Genomic DNA, 21,041 nt, shown 5'->3' on the forward strand with positions numbered 1-21,041 from the left:
AGCGCTAATTTGGGTGATATCTTCACATGTAAGAAATGTATAGGTTACAGTGCATCAGGGCGTAATAATAAGTTTCATAAAACGCTTTCTCACTTCGCTATAGCCATTATTTTGGTAAAATTTATGCGCCTGAATTCTACGCTCGTTACTGGAGAGTTCGATTTGTGTGCAGCCTGCATTAATTGCAATACGCTCTGCTTTCGCAAGTAATTGATGGCCAATTCCTTTACCACGATGATACTCATCAATAATCAATGCAGAGATGACACACCATTTTCCTTCCTCATGAATAGGATGGATGAAGTTAATGACGATTGCCCCGCATATTTTCTGCTCACTCTCAGCAATGACTATGCACCTTTCTTTATTTTCCTCTCTCAACATGGTTTTTATTTTTTCATGATGTGTCTTATAACCAAGTTGTAAGAAAAGATCACACAAAGAAGAGGTATCGCTTTCCTTAGCCTTTCTGATAATGGTCATCTTTTTTCCTAATTAGCTTAAATAAATATTTGGGTGATTCAGAATATCCCTGCCTGTAATAAAAACGGTGAGCATCAGTTCGGCGTGAATGACAGTGAACTTCTACGCGATCGCATCCTCTTTCCGTAGCGATCTTTATTGCATATTCTTCTAGCGTTTTACCGACACCTTTTCCTCTATCCGCAGAGTCAACGGCGAAATAACTTATGCGACAAAAATCGCCGGGTAGAGCAAGCTGAGGAATAAAATGTAAAGAAATAACACCCTTTACTATTCCCTCTTCAACAAATACCAGCAGTCTTCCATCGGGGTGGTTAATCAACAATGAGATCTTGTCCATAATGAATCTACTTGTGTCAGGATAACCAAGCCCATCAAGAAGCCTGGTTATTGTTTCAGCATCATCAATATTTGCCTCACGGATGTGATACATTTTCACCTACCCATTTGTTATTTAATGAAAAAATTTCTTTGTATAGATAACTGGATGCGGTTTTTGGCAGATAGCTGAACCGCCAGGCACTATTTTGGCTGTGCAATTAGGGTTTTTGTTCCACGCCACTCCTGCGCCAACGCCATTAGCGCCGTAATCACCATAAAGATAACCGCTGACCAGAAAATGGCAGACGGATGGCCTTGATCCAGCAGCCAGCCGAAGACCACCGGGCCACCCGCGCCGCCGATGTTAAAGCCGGTGGTGACGATGCCAAAGACGCGCCCTTCCGCGCCTGCCGGTGATACCGCGCGAACCAGCATATCCCGCGACGGGGCGATTATGCCGGAGAGAAAGCCTGCCACACCCAGAATCAGCGTGGTCATCAGTGACGGCAGGGTAACGGCGGCGACGATGGCGACCAGCACCGCTGTCACCACCAGCGAACCGGTAGCGACCAGCCCGTGATGCCGGGTTTTATCCGCCAGAGAGCCACCCGCCAGTACGCCGAATGCGCTGGTAAACAAAAACGCTGTCAGCGCCAGGTTGGCTTCGGTCAGCGGCATGCCGTAACCGTTCACCAGCGCTGTCACCGAGAAGTTTTGAATCGAGTTAGTGCTCAGGTTGAGCAGCATAAACAGCACCAGCAGCGACAAGATAGGCAGGGTAAATACCGCGACCTTTGGCGCAGCGGTCTTTTTGTCGTGCGCGCTGGCGGCAGGCAAGGCCTCGTGTTCGCCGAGCAACATCGGTACGGTCAGCAGCCCGAGCAGGCCGGATAAAACCAGCGCGAACTCAATACGGGTGAGGGCGGCGACGGTCAGCAAAATGGCTGGCGCGACGGCGGTGCCGAGAAAACCGGAAAAAGTATGCACCGAGAAGGCGCGGCCCATGCGGTTTTCAGCAATGCCGCGTGAGAGCAAGGCGTAATCCGAGGGGTGATAGACCGCGTTGGCAAGCCCAGCCAGCGCCATGGCTGCAAGCATCCAGCTGTAGCTGGTAAAAAAGCCGAGCGACAAAAAGCTCAGACTGCCTAGCGTCAGCCCGGCTATCAACGTGCGGCGTGGGCCGATACGGTCAACGGCAAAGCCAATCGGCGTTTGCACCAGTGCCGAGACAATGTTGAATACGCCGAGTGCCACCCCGATTTCCACGTAACTGATGCCACGCTGTGCGGAAATCAGCGGCATCAGCGCCGGTAGCACCATCATGTGGAAATGGCTGACCCAGTGGGCAGCGGAGACTTGTGCCAGTAGCGGTAGCTTTTTTATTGTCATGGTTATTTTTATCGATTGGCTGCGCGGATGCGCAAGGCGAAGTCAGCAATTAAGGTTAACATATCGCCACAACGGTTAGCCGTCTATCTTTATACCGGCAACATGGCCGAGGGTGATGGTGCTGATGAGGGGAAAAAGCCAGCAGAAAGCCAGCAAAAAATCGCTGACTGCTTCTGCTCGCATCCGCAGTCAGTGGGCAAGATTACGGGTTGAGCGGCAGGTAAAAATCGAACCGGTGGCTTTTGGTTGCCAGCGCTGACTGTGCAGGAATGCCAGCGAGCGGCGGCGCGTAATCCGGGCGTTTGACCACCACCCGTTTTTTGGCCAGGCGGCGGGCCGGTTCCAGCAGGGCGTCGGCGTCATCGTCGGCACCCACCAGCGACTGAAACACCCGCATCTCCTTTTTCACCAGCGCGCTTTTCTGGCGGTGGGGAAACATCGGGTCAAGGTAGACCACATCCGGCGGCGGCGTAATGGCACTGAGCGCATCGAGGCTGGAGGCGTGTAGCAGCGTCAGGCGCTCGCGCAGCCAGCCGCCGATCTCCGGGTCTTGATAGGCGCGCTCTAAGCCGTCATCCAGCAACGCGGCGACAACCGGGTGGCGTTCCACCATGCGCACCCGGCAACCGAGTGCGGCCAGCACGAACGCATCGCGCCCCAGACCGGCGGTGGCATCCACCACGTCGGGCAGATAGTCTTTTTTGATGCCGACGGCTTTGGCTACCGCCTCGCCCCGGCCACCGCCGAAGCGGCGGCGGTGCGCCATCGCGCCAGAAACAAAATCCACGCAGATAGCGCCGAGCTTCGGTTCATCGCATTTACGTAATTCCAGCCGCTCCGGGGTGAGCACCAGCGCCAGCGCCGCATGGTCGTCGTTTTCCAGCCCCCAGCGCTGCGCCAGTTGCGCCAGCGCCTCGGGTGCGGCACCGGCTTCGGTCAGTAAACCAATTTTCATCCCTGAATGCCGTAGTGTTTCAGCATCGCATCCAACTGCGGCTCGCGGCCACGGAAGCGTTTGAACAGTTCCATCGGCTGCTCCGAACCGCCCCGTGACAGGATGTTGTCCAAAAACGACAGCCCGGTCTCACGGTTGAAGATGCCTTCTTCTTCGAAACGTGAAAACGCATCGGCTGCCAGCACATCGGCCCACAGGTAACTGTAGTAACCTGCCGCGTAACCACCGGCAAAAATATGGCTGAACGAGTGCGGGAAGCGGTTCCATTCCGGGCTTTTAATCACCGAGACTTGCGCTTTGACGTCCGCCAGCGTTTCCAGCACGCGTGCGCCTTTGGCCGGGTCATAACCAGCGTGCAGGCGGAAATCGAACAGGCCAAACTCCAGCTGGCGTAAAATAAACATCGCCGCCTGGTAGTTTTTCGCTGCCAGCATCTTATCGAGCATGTCCTGCGGCAGCGGTTCGCCGGTTTCGTAATGGCCGGAAATAAATGCCAGCGCATCCGGCTCCCAGCACCAGTTCTCCATAAACTGGCTTGGCAGTTCGACGGCATCCCAGGGTACGCCATTGACACCGGCGACACCGGCGGTTTCAACGCGCGTTAGCATGTGGTGCAGGCCGTGGCCGAACTCATGGAACAGCGTGATAACTTCGTCGTGCGTGAACAGCGCCGGTTTGCCATTGAGCGGGCGGTTGAAATTACAGGTCAGATACGCCACCGGTTTTTGCAGCTCGCCGTTGGCGTTGCGCAGACGGCTGACGCATTCATCCATCCAGGCACCGCCACGCTTGTGCTCACGGGCGTACAGATCGAGGTAGAAACTGCCCAGCAGCGCGCCGCTTTCATCAAACAGGTCAAAGAAGCGTGTTTCCGGGTGCCAGACGTCAACGTCCTGGCGCTCTTTGGCGTGAATACCGTAAATGCGTTTCACCACCTCGAACAGCCCTTCCAGCACGCGCGGTTCCGGGAAATAGGGGCGCAACTGTTCATCGCTAATCGAGTACAGATGTTGTTTCTGCTGCTCGGCGTAGTAGGTGATATCCCACGGGTTGAGCTGTTCGACGCCAAAATTCGCTTTAGCAAACGCGCGCAGTTGTTCCAGTTCCTGCTCGGCCTGCGGGCGAGCGCGTTTGGCCAGGTCAGTCAGGAAATCCAGCACCTGCTGCGGGTTTTCCGCCATTTTTGTCGCCAGCGATTTGTCGGCAAAGCTGTCAAAACCCAGCAGTTGCGCCAGTTCGTGACGCAACGCCAGCAATTCTTCCATGATGGCGCTGTTATCCCATTGACCGGCATTCGGCCCTTGTTCAGAAGCACGGGTGACGTAAGCGCGGTACAGCTCTTCACGCAGCGCCTGATTCGCGCAATAGGTCATCACCGGCAGATAGCTTGGGATATCCAGCGTCAGCAGCCAGCCTTGCAGCTCTTTGGCTTCAGCCAGCGCACTGGCGGCGGCCAGCGCACTCTCCGGCAGGCCGTCGAGCTCCGTCACGTCCGTGACCAGCTTGCTCCAGCCCATGGTGGCATCAAGCACGTTGTTACTGAACTGCGAGCCCAGTTCCGACAGGCGGGCGACAATTTCACCGTAGCGTTTTTGCTGCTCCGGCGCTAACCCGATGCCTGACAGCTCGAAATCGCGCAGCGCGTTCTCGACCGCTTTTTTCTGCTCCAGACTGAGCGCGGCATAGTGCTCGCCGTCGCGCAGGCTGCGATACGCGCGGTATAACCCGGCATGTTGGCCAACCCATGTGCCGTACTCTGATAGCAGCGGCAGGCACTGCTCATAGGCGCTGCGCAGTTCCGGGCTATTTTGGACAGAGTTCAGATGGCTCACCGGAGAAAAAATTCGCCCCAACCTGTCATCACTTTCTGCCAGCGGCTGGCACAGGTTATCCCAGGTAAACGGGCCGCTCTGGGCCACGACCTGCTCAACGGTTTGACGGCAGACGTCCAACGCCTGTTGCACCGCAGGAAGGATGTGCTCGATTTTAAGCTGGGAAAACGGGGGCAGGGTAAAAGAGGACAGTAATGGATTGGTCATGGCGCAGTCCTGAATGGTTGAATAAGTTGAATAATAAGAAAGGACGTTATTGTGACTTAACATGAGGGGTAACAAACGGAAAATCAATGGCTGGGCGCACAGCCGGGTCAGGCTCGCCGCAAAAAAAGATAAACCGACGGGAAAAGGCCAGCCGGTGTCAGGCGCTTAACCGCGCTGGTCATAGCCGGCATAAAACCAGCCGACTAACGATGGATTGGTGATGTCAGTGAAGAACTCCGCCACGATATCACGCATGAGTCCGTAGCGGCGGCACAGCTGCCCGGCTTTAAATGCCGCCTGTTGTCTGCCGTGCTGCGTGGCGAGCTGATGGGCATAGCCACAGAGATAGCCGCGCCGGTAATCATCACAGTAATGCCGAATGTCGCTATCAGAGAGTGGCGCCGGTGCATTCAGCCCGGCCAGAATGCCATCGCCAAAGTGATTTTTCATGTTGCCCTGCCTGTGTCTACCGTTATGTATTTAATTATATAACCAAGTCGATGAGAAATGGCAGAGGCAGCGCGATCGCGGCGGGCGATTTTGTGTCGAAGCGTTTATACTGTGGCGTCTGATATTTTTCTCTTGATGCTTTTTCTTTTCGGAAAACCGACCCTTATGCTGAGTTACCGCCACAGTTTTCATGCCGGCAATCATGCCGATGTGCTGAAACACACCGTCCTGAGTTTGATTATTACTGCGTTGAAAGAGAAGGAAAAACCGTTCCTGTATCTGGATACGCACTCCGGCGCAGGCCGTTATCAGCTACAAAGCGAGCATGCCGAGCGCACCGGCGAGTATCTTGAGGGGATCGGGCGGCTCTGGCAGCGGGATGATATTCCCGCCGAGCTGGAACCTTACCTGGATGTGGTGCGTTCTTACAATTCAGGCGACCGGTTGCGCTATTACCCCGGTTCCCCGCTGATTGCCCGCCAACTGTTGCGCGAGCAGGATAAAATTCATCTCACCGAGCTGCACCCTAGCGACTTTCCGCTGTTGCGTCAGGAGTTTGCCCGCGATAGCCGGGCGCGCGTGGTGCGTGAAGATGGCTACCAGCAGTTAAAAGCCCAGTTGCCGCCGCTCTCGCGCCGTGGACTGGTGCTGATAGACCCGCCTTATGAGCTGAAAACGGATTATCAGGACGTGGTCAAAGGGATTCAGGAAGGCTACCGCCGCTTTGCCACCGGCGTGTATGCACTGTGGTATCCGGTGGTATTACGCCAGCACATTAAGCGGTTGCTCAAAGACCTTGAGGCCACCGGGATTCGCCGTATTTTACAAATTGAGCTGGCGGTGCTGCCAGACAGCGATCGCCACGGTATGACCGCCTCCGGCATGATTGTGATTAACCCGCCCTGGATGCTGGAAGCCCAGATGAAGCGCGTGTTGCCGTGGCTGCACAAGGTGCTGGTGCCCGCAGGCACCGGCCACACCCGTGTAGAATGGGTGGTGCCGGAGTAATACGTCATCACCGCGCGCCGGGATTACACCCGGAAGGTGGCAAAGTCGCTTGCCACCTCGGTGGCGGCAAACACCGTCTGGCATTCCTGACGTAACCGCGCCAGGTCTGCCTGCCCGTAGCGGGCGCTGAAATGGGTGATGATGAGCCGTTTGGCCCCGGCATCCCGTGCGGCGGCGGCGGCTTGTAACGTGGTGGAGTGGCCGCGTTCGCTGGCACGCTCGGCCATGGCTCCTTCCAGCGTCGCTTCATGAACCATCACATCCACGCCTGCCGCGAGCAGGCCTGCCGCAGGCGTAGGGCGAGTGTCGCCGAAGATAGCCAATGACTTACCCGGTGTGGCGGGGCCGACATAATCCCAGCCGTTCAGCACCCGACCGTCATCCAGCGTGACGGTTTCGCCGCGCCTGAGATGCTGAAACCAGACGCCGGGTTTTACGCCGTCGGCTGCCAGTTTCGCCACATTCAGCGGCCCCGGTTTGGGGCGTTCTTCAATACGGTAGCCCAGGCAATACAGGGTGTGGGAGAGAACACAGGCCGTGACCTGTAAGCGTTCATCCTCACAGACCCGCGCCGATTCCCCCTCTTTGACATCCAGCTCGATGATATTGAGCGGATAAGTCAGATAGGAACCGCTGAGGGTCAGCGCCTGCTCGACAAAGGCTTTTAACCCGCATGGCCCGTAGAGCGTGAGCGGCGTGTCGATACCGCCCATCGCGCGCGAGCACAACAGGCCCGGCAAGCCGAAAATGTGGTCGCCGTGCAGGTGGGTGATGAAGATTTTCTCCAGCTTGCCCGGTTTGACCGGGGTGCGCAAAATTTGGTGCTGGGTGCCTTCGCCGCAATCAAACAACCAAAACGCAGGCCGGATGCCGTGCAAATCAAGCGCGAGACTACTGACGTTGCGCGTTTGGGTTGGCACACCGGCATTGGTGCCGAGAAAAATCAGTTCCATGCCTTACTCCCGCACTGAGGCGATAATGGGGTGGCGCATTTTACCTATTGCACCGATTTTCAAAACCGTCGCGAGCCGCTATTCGTTTCTTCATACAATCACCGGCTGTTGTTTAACGCAATTGTTTAGCGCAATTGTTTAGCGCAATAGAGCGGGGCGCGATAGGGATTTGCCGGATGCCGATGACAGGCGTTAGACTTTTCGCCAGTATGTTTTTAGTGATGGCGCGTTTTTCACCGGCAGGATGAGACATTGCCTGCTGGCGTCGCCCGTTTCCTTATTCTAATCATTTGAAAAGTAAGTGTGGAGCCCGGATGACCAGACATTATGACTATCTCGCCATTGGCGGCGGCAGTGGCGGTATTGCTTCTGTAAACCGTGCGGCGATGTACGGCAAGAAATGCGCGTTGATTGAAGCCAAACACCTTGGCGGCACCTGCGTGAACGTCGGTTGTGTGCCGAAAAAAGTGATGTGGCACGCCGCGCAGATTGCCGAGGCGGTTCACCACTATGGGCCGGATTACGGCTTTGATGTGACGGTAAATCAGTTCAACTGGGATATTTTGCTGAAAAATCGCAGCGCTTACATTGACCGCATCCATCAGTCTTACAATACGGTGCTGGGTAAAAATCAGGTTGAGGTCATTCAAGGGTTTGCGCGTTTTGTCGATGCGCACACGGTGGAAGTGAACGGCGAACGTATCACCGCCGACCATATTTTGATTGCCACCGGCGGGCGGCCAACGCGACCGTCCATCCCCGGTGCGGAGTACGGCATTGATTCTGATGGTTTCTTTGCGCTGACGGCGCTGCCAAAACGGGTGGCGGTGGTTGGCGCTGGCTACATCGCAGTGGAGATTGCCGGTGTACTGAATACGCTGGGCGCTGAGGTACATCTGTTTGTGCGCAAACATGCGCCGCTGCGCCAGTTTGACCCGCTGATTGTCGAAACGCTGGTTGAGGTGATGAACACCGAAGGGCCGACGCTGCATACCGAGTCCATCCCCAGCGCCGTGGTGAAAAACGCGGATGGCAGCCTGACACTGCATCTGGAGAGTGGTCATCAGCAAACGGTGGATTGCCTGATTTGGGCGATAGGCCGCGAGCCCGCGACGGATGCCATCAACCTTGAGGCTGCCGGTGTTGCGCGCAACGAAAAAGGCCACATCGTGGTGGATAAATTCCAGAACACCAGCGTGCCGGGTATTTATGCCGTTGGCGATAACACCGGTGCGGTTGAGCTGACGCCGGTTGCGGTTGCCGCCGGTCGTCGCCTGTCTGAACGGCTGTTTAACAACAAACCGGATGAGCATCTGGATTACAGCAACATCCCTACCGTGGTGTTCAGCCACCCGCCGATAGGCACCATCGGGCTGACGGAGCCGCAGGCCCGCGCCCAGTATGGCGATGACCAGGTGAAAGTGTACAAATCGGCGTTTACCGCCATGTATACGGCGGTCACGCAGCATCGTCAGCCTTGCCGCATGAAACTGGTCTGTGTCGGGCCAGAGGAAAAGGTGGTTGGCGTACACGGTATCGGTTTTGGGATGGATGAAATTCTGCAAGGCTTCGCGGTTGCGGTAAAAATGGGCGCAACCAAGCGGGATTTTGATAACACGGTTGCCATTCACCCGACGGCGGCGGAAGAGTTTGTCACCATGCGCTAATCGCGGGTGATTAACCGTGTGGCGGCAATGAGCGCGTCCGCCGCGCGGTTTTTATTTTTATCGCCTTCAGCGCTGAACCATTGCGGTAAACTGTGGTCAAATTCTTTCGTTTTGCTGTCTTTTAAGTAAAATACCCCTCGCAATAAAAAGCAGCACGGCTGCTGCCCATTTCTTTTCCCTCATTCATGTTTTGCCAACCACCGTGCTCACACTGTGAATGCCAAGGTATGGATGGCGTGATATCCGCCGGGAAAGCAGTGCCGCGTCAGGCTGCAAGATGAAAAATGGCGATAGTCCGTGCTGTATTGTGTTCCTGACGAACAGGCTGGATACCGGGTTAACGCGCATTTTTCATAAATGCAGGGATGATGTTGATGAATTTTCTTTCTGTTGAGTTCTGTTTTTTCTTTCTGGCGTTATTTCTGGTGTATTGGCTGGTGTCACCCTGGGTAAAAATACAAAACGCCCTGCTGTTGATAACCGGCTATGTGCTGGTGTATTTATCCGGCTGGCAGTCACTGGTGGTATTACTGTTATTTAGCGTATCCGTCTGGTGTTTGCTGACGCTCTCTTGCCAATTTCATTTCAAAAAAATCATCCCTTTTCTATTAATTCTGTTTATTGGCATTTTCTTTTTATTATTTAAGTATTACACCGGGTTACGTGATGGTGTGCAAAGTCTGTTGGTGGCCTGCCATATTCCGCTCAGTTTGCCGGTGCTCAATGTGTTGCTGCCGGTCGGGCTCTCTTTTTACTTGTTTAATGCGGTGAGCTTAGTGATGTCAGCGGCGCAAGGGAAAATGAAGCAGCCCAGCCTGCCGGATACCTTGCTGTATCTGAATTTTTTCCCCACGCTGTTAGCTGGCCCGGTGAACCGCGCGCTGCATTTGATGCCGCAAATAGCCCGCAGCACCCCGCGCCAGTTACAGTCATGGCCGCACGCGCTGTTTTTAATTTCATTGGCGATAGCCAAACTGTTTTTCCTCAATACCTGGCTTGATGAGCATTACGTCGCCCCGGCGTTTGGCGATCAGGCCAGTTATACCGGCTGGCAGGCGGTCATCGCCACCTATGCCTGGGCCTGGCAGATTTATTTTAATTTTTCCGGCTATACCAATCTGGTGACGGGGATTGCCTTGTTATTGGGCTTTGAGGTGGCAAAAAACTTCGATCACCCTTATCTGGCAGAAAATATTAAGGTGTTTTGGCACCGCTGGCATATCAGCCTGTCGAACTTTATTCGTGATTATGTCTATATTCCGCTCGGCGGCAGCCGTCACGGTTGGTGGAAAACGCAGCGCAATCTGTTTATCGCCATGGTGCTTTCCGGTATCTGGCATGGCACCAGCATGAATTATATGGTGTGGGGGGCGATACACGGAGCCGGGCTGGTGGCGTATAACGGCTGGAGCAAACTGGGGTGGCTATCGCGCCTGCCGGAAAAATACCAGCCTGCGATACGCCTGCCGCTGCTGTCTGGTGCCATCGCGCGTTTACTGACGTTTCATTTTGTCTGTCTGGCGTGGATTTTCTTTCGTGCCGATAGCCTTGGCAGCGCGCTGACCATGCTGTCGGTTATCGCGCAGGCGCGCATTGCTGAACTCTCTGTGAGCGAGATGGCAACGTTAGGTTTCTTCCTCAGCCTGCTGGTGTTCTATCCCATCTGGCTGACGCTGCGCCAAACCCTGAAAGAGGTACTGGCGCAATGTGAGTGGTATGTGGTTCCGGTGATGATTTTCTCATTCCTCGCACTGGTTTTTTTCCTTTCTCCTGCTGGCGTTCCCGGGTTTATTTATGCCAATTTCTGAGTATCGCGCAACGTTATCACACGTTCTGAAAAGCTTTTTGGTGATGCTGAGTGCCATTATTGGGCTAATTTGGTTAAACCAGCATTCGATTAATGGTTACTGGGAACTGCATTTTCACGAGAAAAGCCCGTGGGAAAGCAACACGCATCCCTCCTGGGTATTGGGCGATCGGGTGATGAAGGCGGCACAAGCGGCAAAAGAGGCGTTTGTGGCGAACTGGTCTGGGGAGGAGTCTGCATCAGGTGGCGATGAGCCGGAGAGCGCCGAGGCTCAGGCGTCGGTGTCGTCATCCTCATCAGCCGATGCCGGGCCTGAGTTGGGGAGCCATCCCGATGTGCCTGCGCTGTCAGCGCCTTCTGCCTCGGTAGTGCTGTCGCCGCCATCGCCATTGGTGTTACCGCCTTCACCGAACGGTTTATCCGGTGTTCCGGTTGTGCCGTTGACCACACCGGTTGCGCTAAAACCCAGCCAGGCCGTAATGTTTATGGGTGATTCGATGATGGAAGGCGTTGCGCCGCACGTCATCAAAATGCTGCGTGACCGCTATCATCTGGCTGGGATTGATTTGAGTAAACGCAGCACCGGCCTTGCTTATCCGGGCTTTTTTAACTGGCCGCTCACGCTCGAACGAGAACTGAAGCGGCGGCAAAATGTCGGGTTGTTGGTGGTGTTTTTAGGCCCGAACGACCCGTGGGACATGCCTGCCGGCAAAGGAAAGCCGTTCCTTAAATTCGCCTCGCAGGAATGGGAAGAGGCCTACCGCGAACGTATCCGAACGATCATCCGTTTAGCCCGAGAAAAACAGATTCCTGTCATATGGGTTTCTCCGCCGAATATGGAGAATAAAAAGCTCAACTATGGCATGCATTACCTTGATGGCTTGTATCAGGCTGAGGTGACGGCAGCGAATCAGATTTTGATTCAGGTAAACGAGATCTTTGGCTACCGCGACACTAACTACTCGGCTGAGATTAAGCAAGAGAAGCAGAAAATACGCGTTCGCAGCGGCGATGGCGTCCATTTTTCCCCTGCCGGGCAAAAAATGATAGCCGATCGTATTTTCGACAAGATTGCGATATCTCCCTCAGAGAACGAGGTGAGCCATTAAGGTGATGATAGAAATGAAAAATAAAAAGTGGTATCTGATGCTGACAGCAGTTTGTCTTATGCTGCTCACATCCTGCCATCGGGAAAGCGGCAATGCGCCGCTGGTTGTCAACACGCCCGGTACAGGGAGCAGTGAAGCGCAACTGGTTGATTATGGTGATGTCAGGCTGGCGCAAATGAAGCGCAAGCTGGCAAACAGCAGCCAGGAAAAAGTGCATATTCTGCAACTCGGTGACTCGCATACCGCCGCTGACTTTTTCTCCGGCCAGCTGCGCCAGCATTTTCAGCAGCAATATGGCGATGGCGGTGCCGGGTTTGTCAGCCCGGTGGCGGTGCCGGGAAATCGTTATGATCAGGTGGTGTTTGGTAAAGCCAGAGGCTGGAGCCTGATTACCAGCCGCCGCAATAGCGATCCGGCGTTTACGCTGGGCGGGAACATTGCCACACCGATGCAAGCGGGCAATAGCGCCCAATTCGCCACCCGCAACGGTGATGACATGCAGGTACAGGCGTTGTACCGCAATCAGGCCGATAGCGTATTGCAACTGTCAGGCCAGCGCGTCACCCTGCCGGACAGCCAGGCACACTGGCAGCTCAGTGCGCCAGTCACGACACACTCGCCGGTCAATTATTCGCTCTCTGCGGGCGCGGGCAGTCAACTGGCGGGCTGGTTATTGCGCTCGCCGCGCGCAGGCGGCGTGATGCTCAGTGCGCTTGGCATTAACGGCGCGCAGGTCACGATGCTGGATAAATGGCGTAACCACTGGCCCTCGACACTTCAGGCGTTGCAACCGGATATGGTGATTCTGGCCTACGGCACCAACGAAGCCTTTGACAAGCAACTGGATTTGCAGCGTTACCAGCAAAATTACCAGCAGTATGTGCAGACCATTCGCCAGAGACTGCCGAATACGGTGATTTTGCTGGTGGGGCCGGGGAGCAGCATCAGCAACAAAAATGGCGCGTCGTGCCTACAGCGGCAGCCGGAAAACCTGAAGGCTATCATTGAGGTGCAGCGCGAGGTTGCCCGTACCAATCAGGCGTTATTCTGGAACTGGTTTGATTATATGGGCGGAGATTGCGCCATTGAGAAATGGAACGCCCAAGGCTATGCGCGCAATGATCTTATCCACCTCAGCCAGCAGGGTTATCAGCGCAGTGCCGATGCGCTCTGGCAACAATTCTCCACCTTGCTACAGGCGGCAAAATAAGCCGTTGTAGCCTGCAACCCCGATAAACACGGGGCGATATCTGATGACGTTTGTGCCCGTCGGCACAGACTAACTGCCTTGATAGCGCCCCGGTTTATGCCAGTTCATCAGCATCGCGTTCATCGCCAGCGCACTCAGGGCCGACCACAGCAACAACGGCAGCGGCAGGTTGATGAGCGAGAGTGCAAACACCAGCACATCCAACAGCATCTGGCTTTTCCCCGCGTTGATGCCAAAGCGCTGATACAGCCAGAGCGTCACCACGCCGGTGCCGCCAACCGAGGCGTTATGGCGCGCCAGTGACAAAATCCCCATGCCGAGAAACGTGCCGCCGACCAGGGCGGAAAACAGCGGATGAATGTAGTTAATCTTCAGCAGATAGGGCACCGTCTGGGTGGCGGCGCTCAAGGTGATATTAACGACAAGGGTTTTCAGCGTAAACGCGCGCCCCATGCTGAAATAGCAAAAAATCATAAACGGGATGTTGGTCAGGATGAACAGCACCCCTATCGACAGCGGCAGGTAGTAAGACAGCAGTAACGCGATACCGGCAATACCGCCCGTCACCATGCCGGATAATTTCAACATATTCAGGCCAAAGGCGATGAACATCACGCCGAGCGCCAGGCCGTAAATATCATCTTTCAGCGTGTGTGACAGCCCGGTTTTGGGCGGAGTTGCCGGGGACGCGGCGGGCAAAGCCGACTCTTTGATCACGGTGTTACCCTCATTGCCTGTCATGGGTGCGCGTAGCCTGTGTTTAGTCATAAGAAATGCATATGTTTGCATTTGATGTGATTTTGCATTCACTTTTAGCGCTCAAATTAACATTGATCATTGAGTGAGATTTAACTAAAAAAGAGGGTTTATTCTGCCATTTTTAGGGCTCGTCACTCGTTTGGGGTGATGATTTGGGGAAATTCACTCATGAAGATCGATCGTATAGATGCGCAGCTGTTGAATGAACTCCAGCAGGATGCGCGCCTGAAAACGACGACGCTGGCCGAGCGGGTGTGTTTATCAGCCACACCCTGTACCCGGCGGCTAAAACAGCTCGAAGACGCCGGGGTTATCGAGGGTTATGTCACGTTGCTGGATCAGGAAAAAGCCGGTTTCCCGGTCAATGCCTATATCTCGCTGACGCTTGAGCCGAAATCGGAAGCCACCTTTCGCAAGTTTGAACAGCAGATAGCCACCTTTGATGAAGTGATGGAGTGCCATTTGATGTCCGGCAGCCATGATTTCATGCTGCGGGTGGTGGCGGCCAGCCTGTCGGATTTTGAGCGCTTTTTGCAAAAAAAACTGATAAAAATCGAAGGGCTGCGTGATGTGCAGTCATCTTTTTCGCTACGGCGATTGATTCATAAAACCGCGCTGCCGGTGAAAGCGCATGGCTAAGAGCAACCGATAACGCACGGGTGTTGCGCGAGTGCGGGTCGTTTGGTGGGGAAAGGCATGTATCAACGGGGGTGAGCTTTGTTAAATACAGGTGCGCGTGCGCCACAGCAATGGCGTCAGGGAGAGTATTGGGTTTCAACAGACCCACGGCAGCTTGATTTGGATACGGTGCACGGTTATCTCACCGAATCATCCTGGGCGGCGGGTATCGATAAAGAAACGGTGGCGCTGTCGCTGGAAAATAGCCTGTGCTTTGGGCTTTACCATCGCACGCAGCAAATCGGGCTGGCGCGCATGGTGACGGATTTCGCCACCTTCGGTTATTTATGCGATGTGTTTGTGCTCCCGGCCCATCAGGGCAACGGGCTGGGGCGGTTTCTGGTGCAATGCACGCTGGCGCACCCGGGTTTGCAGCGCCTGCGCCGACAGTTGCTGCTGACCTCGACGGCCCCGTGGTTATACCAGAAATTAGGGTATGAAGCGGTGAACCAGCCGGATTACACCTGGACGTTACTGCGTCGGGATATCTATCGCCAACAGACGACAAGCGACAGCGGTGCGGATGATATCAACACCGCCGCCCCCAGCCCGGCTGACTGACCGACATTATTGCGCCGCTGCCAGGTTTTGCTGCATTTTTTGCAGCACCGTTGCAAACTGGCGGCGCTCTTCTTCGCTGACGTTGCTAAACGCCTGCTGCAATAACGCGCTGCGTGCCGCCACCACCTGCTGATGGATAGCCCATCCTTTTTCCGTGAGCGACACCACCTGCGCGCGCCGGTCATCCGGCGACGGCTGGCGTTGAATCAGCCCCAGCGCCTCCAGCTCTTTAAGCAGGCGCGCGATTTGCGCCTTGTCCCGGCCCGAGCGCGTCACCAGATGATGCTGGCTTTGTGCCGGGTGGCGGGCAATCATTCCCAGCGTGCGGGCCTGAAACGGAGCCAGCCCGGCCTCGCTCAATGCCGTGCTTTCTTGCAGACGTTGTTTAAACCCGTGGATCAATTCACCGAGCAGGTCGAACATTTGAGTGTCGGCTGTGTTATTCATTATTTGTTGACCTTATCAACAATTATCGGTATATGGTTGATAATATCAACCATGTGGCGCTCTGCGCCATGCACAAACAGCAAGGATAAAATCATGCCGTATCACTATCGTATCACGCTGGAAAAACTCGCCGATAATCGCGATGACACGCCACAAAATCAGACTCTGACGTTTGACGCCACCAATCATGACGATATTCTGGAAATTATTGAACGAGTCCGGGCCAGGGCGATCCTGCCGGATGCCGAAGTCGCCGCGTTCTGCACGGGTTTGAAGCTGTTTAGCGAGGTCATGATGGCCCACCGCAAAGACCCGCTGTTTGCAGAGCTGGCACCCCATTTTCGTGATTTTATGCTGCGGCTGAAAAAAGGCGCGCGGCAGAGCGATGACGCCTGAGTGCGGTGGCAAACGCTCTGCCGGTGCCGTTTGCCGCATGTTGGCAGATGACATTGCAACGGGAGACCATGATTTATGCCTCAGTATGCGCTGGTAGGTGATGTCGGCGGGACAAATGCGCGTCTTGCGCTGTGCGAGCTGGAAAACGGTGCGATTGCGCACAGCCAGCACTATGCCGTGAACGAGCACGACAGCCTGGAAACGGTGATCCGGCTGTTTTTGGCTGCCCATCAGGACGCGTCGGTTAAACATGGGTGTATCGCCATCGCCTGCCCGGTGACGGGCGATTGGGTGGCGATGACCAATCATCACTGGGCATTTTCGATTGCGGAAATGCAGCAAAACCTCGGTTTTGCCCACCTGGCGGTTATCAACGATTTTACGGCGGTCAGCATGGCGGTGCCGGTGCTGGGCGGCGATGACGTTATCCAGCTTGGCGGCGGCGAGCCGCAGAAAGGCAAACCGGTCGCGATATACGGTGCGGGCACCGGGCTTGGCGTCGCGCATCTGTTAGCGGTCGAGGGCAAATGGCTCAGTCTGCCGGGCGAAGGCGGGCACGTTGATTTTGCCTCCAACAGCGAAGAAGAAGACCTGCTGTTACAGGTGCTGCGTCAGGAGCTGGGGCATGTCTCTGCCGAGCGGGTGCTCTCCGGGCCGGGGCTGGTCAACATTTATCGCGCCATCGTCAAAGCGGATAACCGGGTGCCGGAAGCGCTGACGCCGCAGGTGGTGTCCGAGCGCGCGCTGGCGCACAGCGATGTTGACTGCCTGCGCGCTTTGTCGCTGTTTTGTGTGCTGATGGGGCGCTTTGGCGGCAATCTGGCCCTGACGCTTGGCACCTTCGGCGGCGTCTATATCGCAGGCGGCATTGTGCCGCGCTTCCTCGAATTCTTCCGCAACTCCGGTTTTCGCAGCGCCTTCGAAGATAAAGGCCGCTTTCGTGACTACCTTGCCGATATTCCGGTGTTCATGATTACTCACTCGCATCCGGGGCTCCTGGGCGCGGGAGCCTACCTGCGTCAGGCGCTGGGGCAAACGCTGTAATCGTGCTGGCAGGCCGGCTCTCGCTTTTGGCGTTAGCGGGCCACCTGCTCCAGCGCGAGAGCCAACCGACGAATCCCCTCATCAATCTGTTCCGGCCGGATGGCGTGAAAGCCGAGCCGGAAGTAATTTCCCGGCATCGGCGGCCCGAGAAAATGCGCCTGACCGGGTTCAATCAATACCCCGGCATGGGCAGCGCGCCACGCCAGTTGCTGGGTGTTCACCCCATCAGGGGCTTGCAGCCAGAATGCGCTGGCATGTTCGCTGCCCGCCCGACGCTGGCAGTGGGGTAAATCGCGGCCCAGCGCGTTATTTAATTGATGCCAGCGCCGGGCGGAATCTTCCCGATAGCGGTGCAGGTACGCCTCGTAATAGCCTTGCGCCAGAAAATGCGCCATCTGGTGCTGGATGTTGGTGGGCGGGTGGCGATACATCAGCCGCCTGAGCGCCCGCAATTCGTCTATCAGCTCTGAGGGGGCGACCAGGTAGCCAAGCCGCAGGCCCGGCGACAGCGATTTGGACAGGCTGCTGACGTAAATCACCCGGCGGTTAACGTCGCTGGCTTTCAGCGCCGCCCGAGGGTGCGGGTCGAAATTGGTTTCCGAGTCGTAATCATCTTCAATGATTATCTGGTCATAGCGGCTGGCATGGGCCAGCAGCGCGGTGCGCCGTGCGTTGCTCATTCTGACGCCGGTCGGGGCCTGATGGCTGGGGGTGACGTAAAAGTAGTCACACTGCGCCGAGTGCGCGTCGAGCACGAGCCCTTCATCATCCAGCGCGTGGGGAACGATGTGCGCGCCTTGCAAGGCAAAGGCGTTGATGGCCTCGCGGAACACCGGATTTTCTACCGCCACCCGGGTGTTGCGGTTAAACAGGAGCTGCGAGAGCAGGCTCAGGGCGTTTTGCGAGCCTAGCGTAATCAGAATCTCATCGGCGCGGGCGATGATGCCGCGCTTGGGCAAAATACGCTGGCGCAACTGTTCAATCAGGAACGGCACATCCTGATCGATATTGTCATACAGCCAGTGGTGATCGCGGTGGCTGCCGGTGACGCGTCGGGTGGTATCACGCCATTGCTCAATCGGGAAGAGCTGGGTGTTGGGCTGGCCATAAATAAACGGGTAGGGAAACGACATCCACTGCGCCGGTTTCATGATGGCGAGGAAATTGCTGGGGCTGACGTTCAGGCGTTTGCCCCAATCTGGTGCCTGGCCGTGTTCAGCAGCGGGCGCGGCGTTGGGGGTGGGCACGTCAGCAGGCTGATGGTAATCCGGGTGCAGGTAGTAACCGCTGCGCGGGCGGCTCACCAGATAGCCATCGCTTTGCAGCCCCTCATACACCAGCGCGACGGTATTGCGTGAAATATTCAACTGACACGATAGCTTACGGCATGATGGCAGCGCTTCATCGGCAGGAAATACCCCGGCCAGAATCGAGGCAATCAGCGTTTCACGCAACTGTTCTTGCAGGCTGCGGTGCGCCACAAAATCAATATGCAAACAGTGGTCGTTCATGCTGGCTGGCTCCTGTGTTGAATCGGGTAACACAGGCAAGCAAGATGTGTACCGGGTCAGCGCGCGCCCATCGCGCCCTGCCCGGTGTGGTGTGGTATGGATCAGTGTGAGGGCCAGAACGGTTCGCCAAGCGTCAGCATCAGGCGGTTAGCCCAGGCAAAAAACGCGGTCGATTGAATTAAATCGAGGATAGCCGGTGTATCCAGCCCCGCCGCCCGCAGGCTATCGACATCGTGCGAGCTGACCTGCGCCGGGGTGGCAGAGAGCCGGGCGGCAAAGGTGATAATCGCCTGCCAGCGCGGGTCTTGTCCGGCCGCCAGAGAACCGCCCGGCGGCACATTCAATAAGCGCTGCACCGCGTCATCCTGTTTTGACAGCTGGCTTGCCTTACGCGCATGTACCGAGGCGCAATAAATACACCCGTTGACCTTGCTGACCACCGTGGCCGCCAGTTCGCGCTCGCTGCGCGGCAGGCCGCCCGAGGTATAAAAAATGCCCTTGTCAGTCAGGGTGCGTTGCTCGAGCAGCGGCAGGTTGCGCCCCAGCAGGCGGAAATAATCCGATTCGGTATGACCAAAACGCGCCAGAACCGCCTGCTCCTCTTCGCTGAATGCCGCCAGCGGTTTCGCGGCTATCCACGGCTCCCAGCCCAGCTCACCCTGCGTAAACGCCGTCGGAGCGGTTTTGTTGCTGTGGGTTAATGGCTCGGTGTGCCAGTGGCCGGCGGTGACGTCAGCGGTGTTTGCCACCAGCGGCGCGGCGGTGGTGAGTTGCTGCAACCCCACCACCAGACGGCTTTGGAAGCTGACGAACGCCACCAGTTGCGACAGCGTGACGATATCGTCATCGCTCCAGCCAGCCTGTTGTAATTCATGCAGGTGGGCTGGCGTTGCCGCCACGGGGTGGCGCGTCAGGCGCTCGGCGTGCGCCAGCGCCTGGGTTAACGCCTCGTCGCGGGCCGGTGTGGGAAAATCGGCCAGCCGACCGGCATAGAACTGCGCGAGCGTTGGGTTGTCATGCCAGGCGCTGACGTGCGAGGCAATGAAAAAACGCAGCGCCAGCGATAAATTGCCCTGCGGCGGGTGGCTGAACAGCACGTCATAACTGCCCTGGGTATGGCGGGTGGCGGCCTCGCGCACCGCTCTGGCCTGCGCCAGCGCGGAGTCGGGGGCTATCTGCGCCAGTTGCGCAATAATGTCTACAGTCGGTTGCGTCATACCAGCTCCTGTGTCGCGTTACCGGCAAGCGAGTGTTGGGGGGATGACCAGCCCAGCGCCGGGGCAACCCGGCTGGCGATAAGCTCCAGCGAGCGCAAAATATGGGCGTGCGGAGGGTCAATGGAATGCACCTGAAAGGCGATGTCGGTGGTGCGCGCCAGTGCGCTGTCGGCGGCGAGCGAGGCAATCACCTCGTCCGGTGTGCCGACATGGCTATCAAACGAGGCGATCAGTTCCGCGACCGAACCGTCGCGCGCCGGGCGGCCCAGTTGCGCCAGCCGCGCCGCTGAACGGCGCAAACCGCTGTCGGCCAGTTGCAGCGCCAGCGCCCGGTCATCGGCCACAAACACGCTGCGTGACCCCATAATGCGCGGCGTCACGCCGGGCGGCAGCGCCGCCAGATAGGCGTCTATCATCGGGTTTTGCAGGTCGGCCAGCGTCGCATCAGGAAAACCGTCCGGGCGCGGCTGCGTGCGCGAGAGCATCAGCCCGTCGCCAGCCTGACCCGCGCGGCGCGCGCCCTCTGGCGAAAAGGTGGCTTGCCACACCCGGCGATTCAGGTGCGCCGCCGCCGGGTAGAGCCGGTTGCCATCGGCGCTCAGTGGCTCACCGGCCCAGGCCGCGCGCACCTGACTGAGGTAACGCCCGAGGATCTCGCCGCGCTGGGCGCTGTCATGGCCGAATGCGGTAAAAGAAGACGGGGTGCCGCCGGAGCCGATGCCGACCTCCAGCCGCCCGCCGCTGAGAAGGTCAAGAACAGCCGTATCTTCCGCCACCCGCAGCGGTTGCTCCATCGGCAGCGTGATGACGCCGGTGCCAAGCCGAATGCGGCGAGTCTGCGCGGCAACGTGCGCCAGAAACACCAGCGGCGAGGGCAGGCCGCCCTCGTCGGCGTGGAAATGGTGCTGGGCAACCCAGGCGCTGTCAAAACCCAGTTGTTCTGCCTTGATAATTTGCTCGCAGGCCAGCCGATAACGCTGCCCGGCGGGGGCGTCGTCCAGCAGCCGGGTGAAAAAGCCCAGACGTTTTTGCGTCAT

22 protein-coding genes are annotated in these 21,041 nt (G+C 56.8%); 10 read left to right on the forward strand and 12 right to left on the reverse strand.

The features are described 5' to 3' along the window. Window positions 1–54: 54 nt before the first annotated feature. From O1Q98_RS11890 to O1Q98_RS11900, 3 genes are all read right to left on the reverse strand, one after another. A complete protein-coding gene (locus O1Q98_RS11890; RefSeq protein WP_125261285.1) occupies window positions 55–483 on the reverse strand; it encodes a GNAT family N-acetyltransferase in 429 nt (142 codons plus the stop codon). Next, window positions 461–916, reverse strand: coding sequence for a GNAT family N-acetyltransferase (locus O1Q98_RS11895; RefSeq protein WP_125261286.1), 456 nt, complete (start codon window positions 914–916; stop codon window positions 461–463). The genes O1Q98_RS11890 and O1Q98_RS11895 overlap by 23 nt, the downstream gene beginning before the upstream one ends. An 89-nt stretch (window positions 917–1,005) precedes the next feature. Further along, a complete protein-coding gene (locus O1Q98_RS11900; protein WP_125261287.1) occupies window positions 1,006–2,193 on the reverse strand; it encodes an MFS transporter in 1,188 nt (395 codons plus the stop codon). Window positions 2,194–2,220: 27 nt separating this feature from the next. On the opposite strand from O1Q98_RS11900, the gene O1Q98_RS11905 reads away from it, so the two are divergent. Further along, window positions 2,221–2,406 carry a hypothetical protein gene (locus O1Q98_RS11905; protein WP_278141682.1) on the forward strand — a complete coding sequence of 62 codons (186 nt, stop codon included), beginning with the start codon at window positions 2,221–2,223 and terminating at the stop codon, window positions 2,404–2,406. On the opposite strand, the gene rsmJ is transcribed toward O1Q98_RS11905, so the two are convergent. From rsmJ to O1Q98_RS11920, 3 genes are all read right to left on the reverse strand, one after another. Further along, complete coding sequence (gene rsmJ, locus O1Q98_RS11910) at window positions 2,396–3,148, reverse strand: 16S rRNA (guanine(1516)-N(2))-methyltransferase RsmJ (protein ID WP_125261288.1); 753 nt, start codon at window positions 3,146–3,148, stop codon at window positions 2,396–2,398. The two genes, O1Q98_RS11905 and rsmJ, sit on opposite strands and share 11 nt — an antisense overlap. Further along, window positions 3,145–5,187 (reverse strand): oligopeptidase A, encoded by a 2,043-nt coding sequence (prlC, locus tag O1Q98_RS11915; RefSeq protein ID WP_125261289.1) that lies wholly within the window; start codon window positions 5,185–5,187, stop codon window positions 3,145–3,147. The genes rsmJ and prlC overlap by 4 nt, the downstream gene beginning before the upstream one ends. A gap of 165 nt (window positions 5,188–5,352) precedes the next feature. Continuing rightward, complete coding sequence (locus O1Q98_RS11920) at window positions 5,353–5,637, reverse strand: DUF2623 family protein (RefSeq protein WP_125261290.1); 285 nt, start codon at window positions 5,635–5,637, stop codon at window positions 5,353–5,355. Between the two features lie 165 nt (window positions 5,638–5,802). On the opposite strand from O1Q98_RS11920, the gene O1Q98_RS11925 reads away from it, so the two are divergent. Continuing rightward, window positions 5,803–6,645 carry a 23S rRNA (adenine(2030)-N(6))-methyltransferase RlmJ gene (locus O1Q98_RS11925; RefSeq protein WP_125261291.1) on the forward strand — a complete coding sequence of 281 codons (843 nt, stop codon included), beginning with the start codon at window positions 5,803–5,805 and terminating at the stop codon, window positions 6,643–6,645. Between the two features lie 23 nt (window positions 6,646–6,668). On the opposite strand, the gene rnz is transcribed toward O1Q98_RS11925, so the two are convergent. Continuing rightward, complete coding sequence (gene rnz, locus O1Q98_RS11930) at window positions 6,669–7,598, reverse strand: ribonuclease Z (RefSeq protein ID WP_125261292.1); 930 nt, start codon at window positions 7,596–7,598, stop codon at window positions 6,669–6,671. A gap of 314 nt (window positions 7,599–7,912) precedes the next feature. Here rnz and gorA point away from each other — a divergent pair, with 314 nt between their 5' ends. The 4 genes from gorA (at window position 7,913) to O1Q98_RS11950 (ending at window position 13,391) form a co-directional block, all read left to right on the forward strand. Continuing rightward, complete coding sequence (gorA, locus tag O1Q98_RS11935) at window positions 7,913–9,265, forward strand: glutathione-disulfide reductase (protein WP_125261293.1); 1,353 nt, start codon at window positions 7,913–7,915, stop codon at window positions 9,263–9,265. 374 nt (window positions 9,266–9,639) lie between these two features. Further along, window positions 9,640–11,073 carry an MBOAT family O-acyltransferase gene (locus O1Q98_RS11940; protein ID WP_125261294.1) on the forward strand — a complete coding sequence of 478 codons (1,434 nt, stop codon included), beginning with the start codon at window positions 9,640–9,642 and terminating at the stop codon, window positions 11,071–11,073. Further along, on the forward strand, window positions 11,060–12,181 hold the full coding sequence (locus O1Q98_RS11945; protein ID WP_125261295.1) for an SGNH/GDSL hydrolase family protein: 1,122 nt from the start codon (window positions 11,060–11,062) through the stop codon (window positions 12,179–12,181). Before O1Q98_RS11940 ends, O1Q98_RS11945 begins: the two co-directional genes overlap by 14 nt. Window positions 12,182–12,194: 13 nt before the next feature. After that, window positions 12,195–13,391, forward strand: a complete 1,197-nt coding sequence (locus tag O1Q98_RS11950) for a GDSL-type esterase/lipase family protein (protein WP_240632849.1) — start codon at window positions 12,195–12,197, stop codon at window positions 13,389–13,391. 69 nt (window positions 13,392–13,460) lie between these two features. On the opposite strand, the gene O1Q98_RS11955 is transcribed toward O1Q98_RS11950, so the two are convergent. Continuing rightward, a complete protein-coding gene (locus O1Q98_RS11955; protein WP_125261296.1) occupies window positions 13,461–14,132 on the reverse strand; it encodes a DUF6198 family protein in 672 nt (223 codons plus the stop codon). A gap of 186 nt (window positions 14,133–14,318) precedes the next feature. On the opposite strand from O1Q98_RS11955, the gene O1Q98_RS11960 reads away from it, so the two are divergent. Both O1Q98_RS11960 and O1Q98_RS11965 read left to right on the forward strand, forming a co-directional pair. Beyond that, window positions 14,319–14,789, forward strand: a complete 471-nt coding sequence (locus O1Q98_RS11960) for an Lrp/AsnC family transcriptional regulator (protein WP_035338897.1) — start codon at window positions 14,319–14,321, stop codon at window positions 14,787–14,789. 78 nt (window positions 14,790–14,867) lie between these two features. After that, window positions 14,868–15,389 carry a GNAT family N-acetyltransferase gene (locus tag O1Q98_RS11965; protein WP_125261297.1) on the forward strand — a complete coding sequence of 174 codons (522 nt, stop codon included), beginning with the start codon at window positions 14,868–14,870 and terminating at the stop codon, window positions 15,387–15,389. Between the two features lie 6 nt (window positions 15,390–15,395). Here O1Q98_RS11965 and O1Q98_RS11970 read toward each other — a convergent pair whose 3' ends face one another. After that, the gene (locus O1Q98_RS11970; RefSeq protein WP_125261298.1) at window positions 15,396–15,836 is read right to left on the reverse strand and encodes a MarR family winged helix-turn-helix transcriptional regulator; all 441 of its coding nucleotides are present in this window, start codon (window positions 15,834–15,836) and stop codon (window positions 15,396–15,398) included. Between the two features lie 93 nt (window positions 15,837–15,929). On the opposite strand from O1Q98_RS11970, the gene O1Q98_RS11975 reads away from it, so the two are divergent. After that, window positions 15,930–16,232, forward strand: coding sequence for a DUF3861 domain-containing protein (locus O1Q98_RS11975; RefSeq protein ID WP_125261299.1), 303 nt, complete (start codon window positions 15,930–15,932; stop codon window positions 16,230–16,232). A 75-nt stretch (window positions 16,233–16,307) separates the two neighbouring features. After that, window positions 16,308–17,276, forward strand: coding sequence for a glucokinase (gene glk, locus O1Q98_RS11980; protein ID WP_125261300.1), 969 nt, complete (start codon window positions 16,308–16,310; stop codon window positions 17,274–17,276). A 32-nt stretch (window positions 17,277–17,308) separates the two neighbouring features. On the opposite strand, the gene pdxR is transcribed toward glk, so the two are convergent. The 3 genes from pdxR to O1Q98_RS11995 all read right to left on the reverse strand — a co-directional run bounded on the left by pdxR (window position 17,309) and on the right by O1Q98_RS11995 (window position 21,041). Beyond that, window positions 17,309–18,787: a MocR-like pyridoxine biosynthesis transcription factor PdxR gene (pdxR, locus tag O1Q98_RS11985; protein WP_125261301.1), complete on the reverse strand. Its 1,479-nt coding sequence runs from the start codon at window positions 18,785–18,787 to the stop codon at window positions 17,309–17,311. Between the two features lie 101 nt (window positions 18,788–18,888). Further along, window positions 18,889–20,004 carry an alkylhydroperoxidase domain protein gene (locus tag O1Q98_RS11990; protein WP_125261302.1) on the reverse strand — a complete coding sequence of 372 codons (1,116 nt, stop codon included), beginning with the start codon at window positions 20,002–20,004 and terminating at the stop codon, window positions 18,889–18,891. Further along, on the reverse strand, window positions 20,001–21,041 hold the full coding sequence (locus O1Q98_RS11995) for a putative FMN-dependent luciferase-like monooxygenase (RefSeq protein WP_125261303.1): 1,041 nt from the start codon (window positions 21,039–21,041) through the stop codon (window positions 20,001–20,003). The genes O1Q98_RS11990 and O1Q98_RS11995 overlap by 4 nt, the downstream gene beginning before the upstream one ends.

Source organism: Dickeya lacustris, assembly GCF_029635795.1.
Classification (GTDB): Bacteria; Pseudomonadota; Gammaproteobacteria; order Enterobacterales; family Enterobacteriaceae; genus Dickeya; species Dickeya lacustris.

Bases quoted from the DNA above. Each gene is read 5' to 3' on its own strand.
- O1Q98_RS11890 (WP_125261285.1), bottom strand. From the start codon at position 483: ATGACCATTATCAGAAAGGCTAAGGAAAGCGATACCTCTTCTTTGTGT.
- O1Q98_RS11895 (WP_125261286.1), bottom strand. From the start codon at position 916: ATGTATCACATCCGTGAGGCAAATATTGATGATGCTGAAACAATAACC.
- O1Q98_RS11900 (WP_125261287.1), bottom strand. From the start codon at position 2,193: ATGACAATAAAAAAGCTACCGCTACTGGCACAAGTCTCCGCTGCCCAC.
- O1Q98_RS11905 (WP_278141682.1), top strand. From the start codon at position 2,221: ATGCGCAAGGCGAAGTCAGCAATTAAGGTTAACATATCGCCACAACGG.
- rsmJ (WP_125261288.1), bottom strand. From the start codon at position 3,148: ATGAAAATTGGTTTACTGACCGAAGCCGGTGCCGCACCCGAGGCGCTG.
- prlC (WP_125261289.1), bottom strand. From the start codon at position 5,187: ATGACCAATCCATTACTGTCCTCTTTTACCCTGCCCCCGTTTTCCCAG.
- O1Q98_RS11920 (WP_125261290.1), bottom strand. From the start codon at position 5,637: ATGAAAAATCACTTTGGCGATGGCATTCTGGCCGGGCTGAATGCACCG.
- O1Q98_RS11925 (WP_125261291.1), top strand. From the start codon at position 5,803: ATGCTGAGTTACCGCCACAGTTTTCATGCCGGCAATCATGCCGATGTG.
- rnz (WP_125261292.1), bottom strand. From the start codon at position 7,598: ATGGAACTGATTTTTCTCGGCACCAATGCCGGTGTGCCAACCCAAACG.
- gorA (WP_125261293.1), top strand. From the start codon at position 7,913: ATGACCAGACATTATGACTATCTCGCCATTGGCGGCGGCAGTGGCGGT.
- O1Q98_RS11940 (WP_125261294.1), top strand. From the start codon at position 9,640: ATGAATTTTCTTTCTGTTGAGTTCTGTTTTTTCTTTCTGGCGTTATTT.
- O1Q98_RS11945 (WP_125261295.1), top strand. From the start codon at position 11,060: ATGCCAATTTCTGAGTATCGCGCAACGTTATCACACGTTCTGAAAAGC.
- O1Q98_RS11950 (WP_240632849.1), top strand. From the start codon at position 12,195: ATGAAAAATAAAAAGTGGTATCTGATGCTGACAGCAGTTTGTCTTATG.
- O1Q98_RS11955 (WP_125261296.1), bottom strand. From the start codon at position 14,132: ATGACAGGCAATGAGGGTAACACCGTGATCAAAGAGTCGGCTTTGCCC.
- O1Q98_RS11960 (WP_035338897.1), top strand. From the start codon at position 14,319: ATGAAGATCGATCGTATAGATGCGCAGCTGTTGAATGAACTCCAGCAG.
- O1Q98_RS11970 (WP_125261298.1), bottom strand. From the start codon at position 15,836: ATGAATAACACAGCCGACACTCAAATGTTCGACCTGCTCGGTGAATTG.
- O1Q98_RS11975 (WP_125261299.1), top strand. From the start codon at position 15,930: ATGCCGTATCACTATCGTATCACGCTGGAAAAACTCGCCGATAATCGC.
- glk (WP_125261300.1), top strand. From the start codon at position 16,308: ATGCCTCAGTATGCGCTGGTAGGTGATGTCGGCGGGACAAATGCGCGT.
- pdxR (WP_125261301.1), bottom strand. From the start codon at position 18,787: ATGAACGACCACTGTTTGCATATTGATTTTGTGGCGCACCGCAGCCTG.
- O1Q98_RS11990 (WP_125261302.1), bottom strand. From the start codon at position 20,004: ATGACGCAACCGACTGTAGACATTATTGCGCAACTGGCGCAGATAGCC.
- O1Q98_RS11995 (WP_125261303.1), bottom strand. From the start codon at position 21,041: ATGACGCAAAAACGTCTGGGCTTTTTCACCCGGCTGCTGGACGACGCC.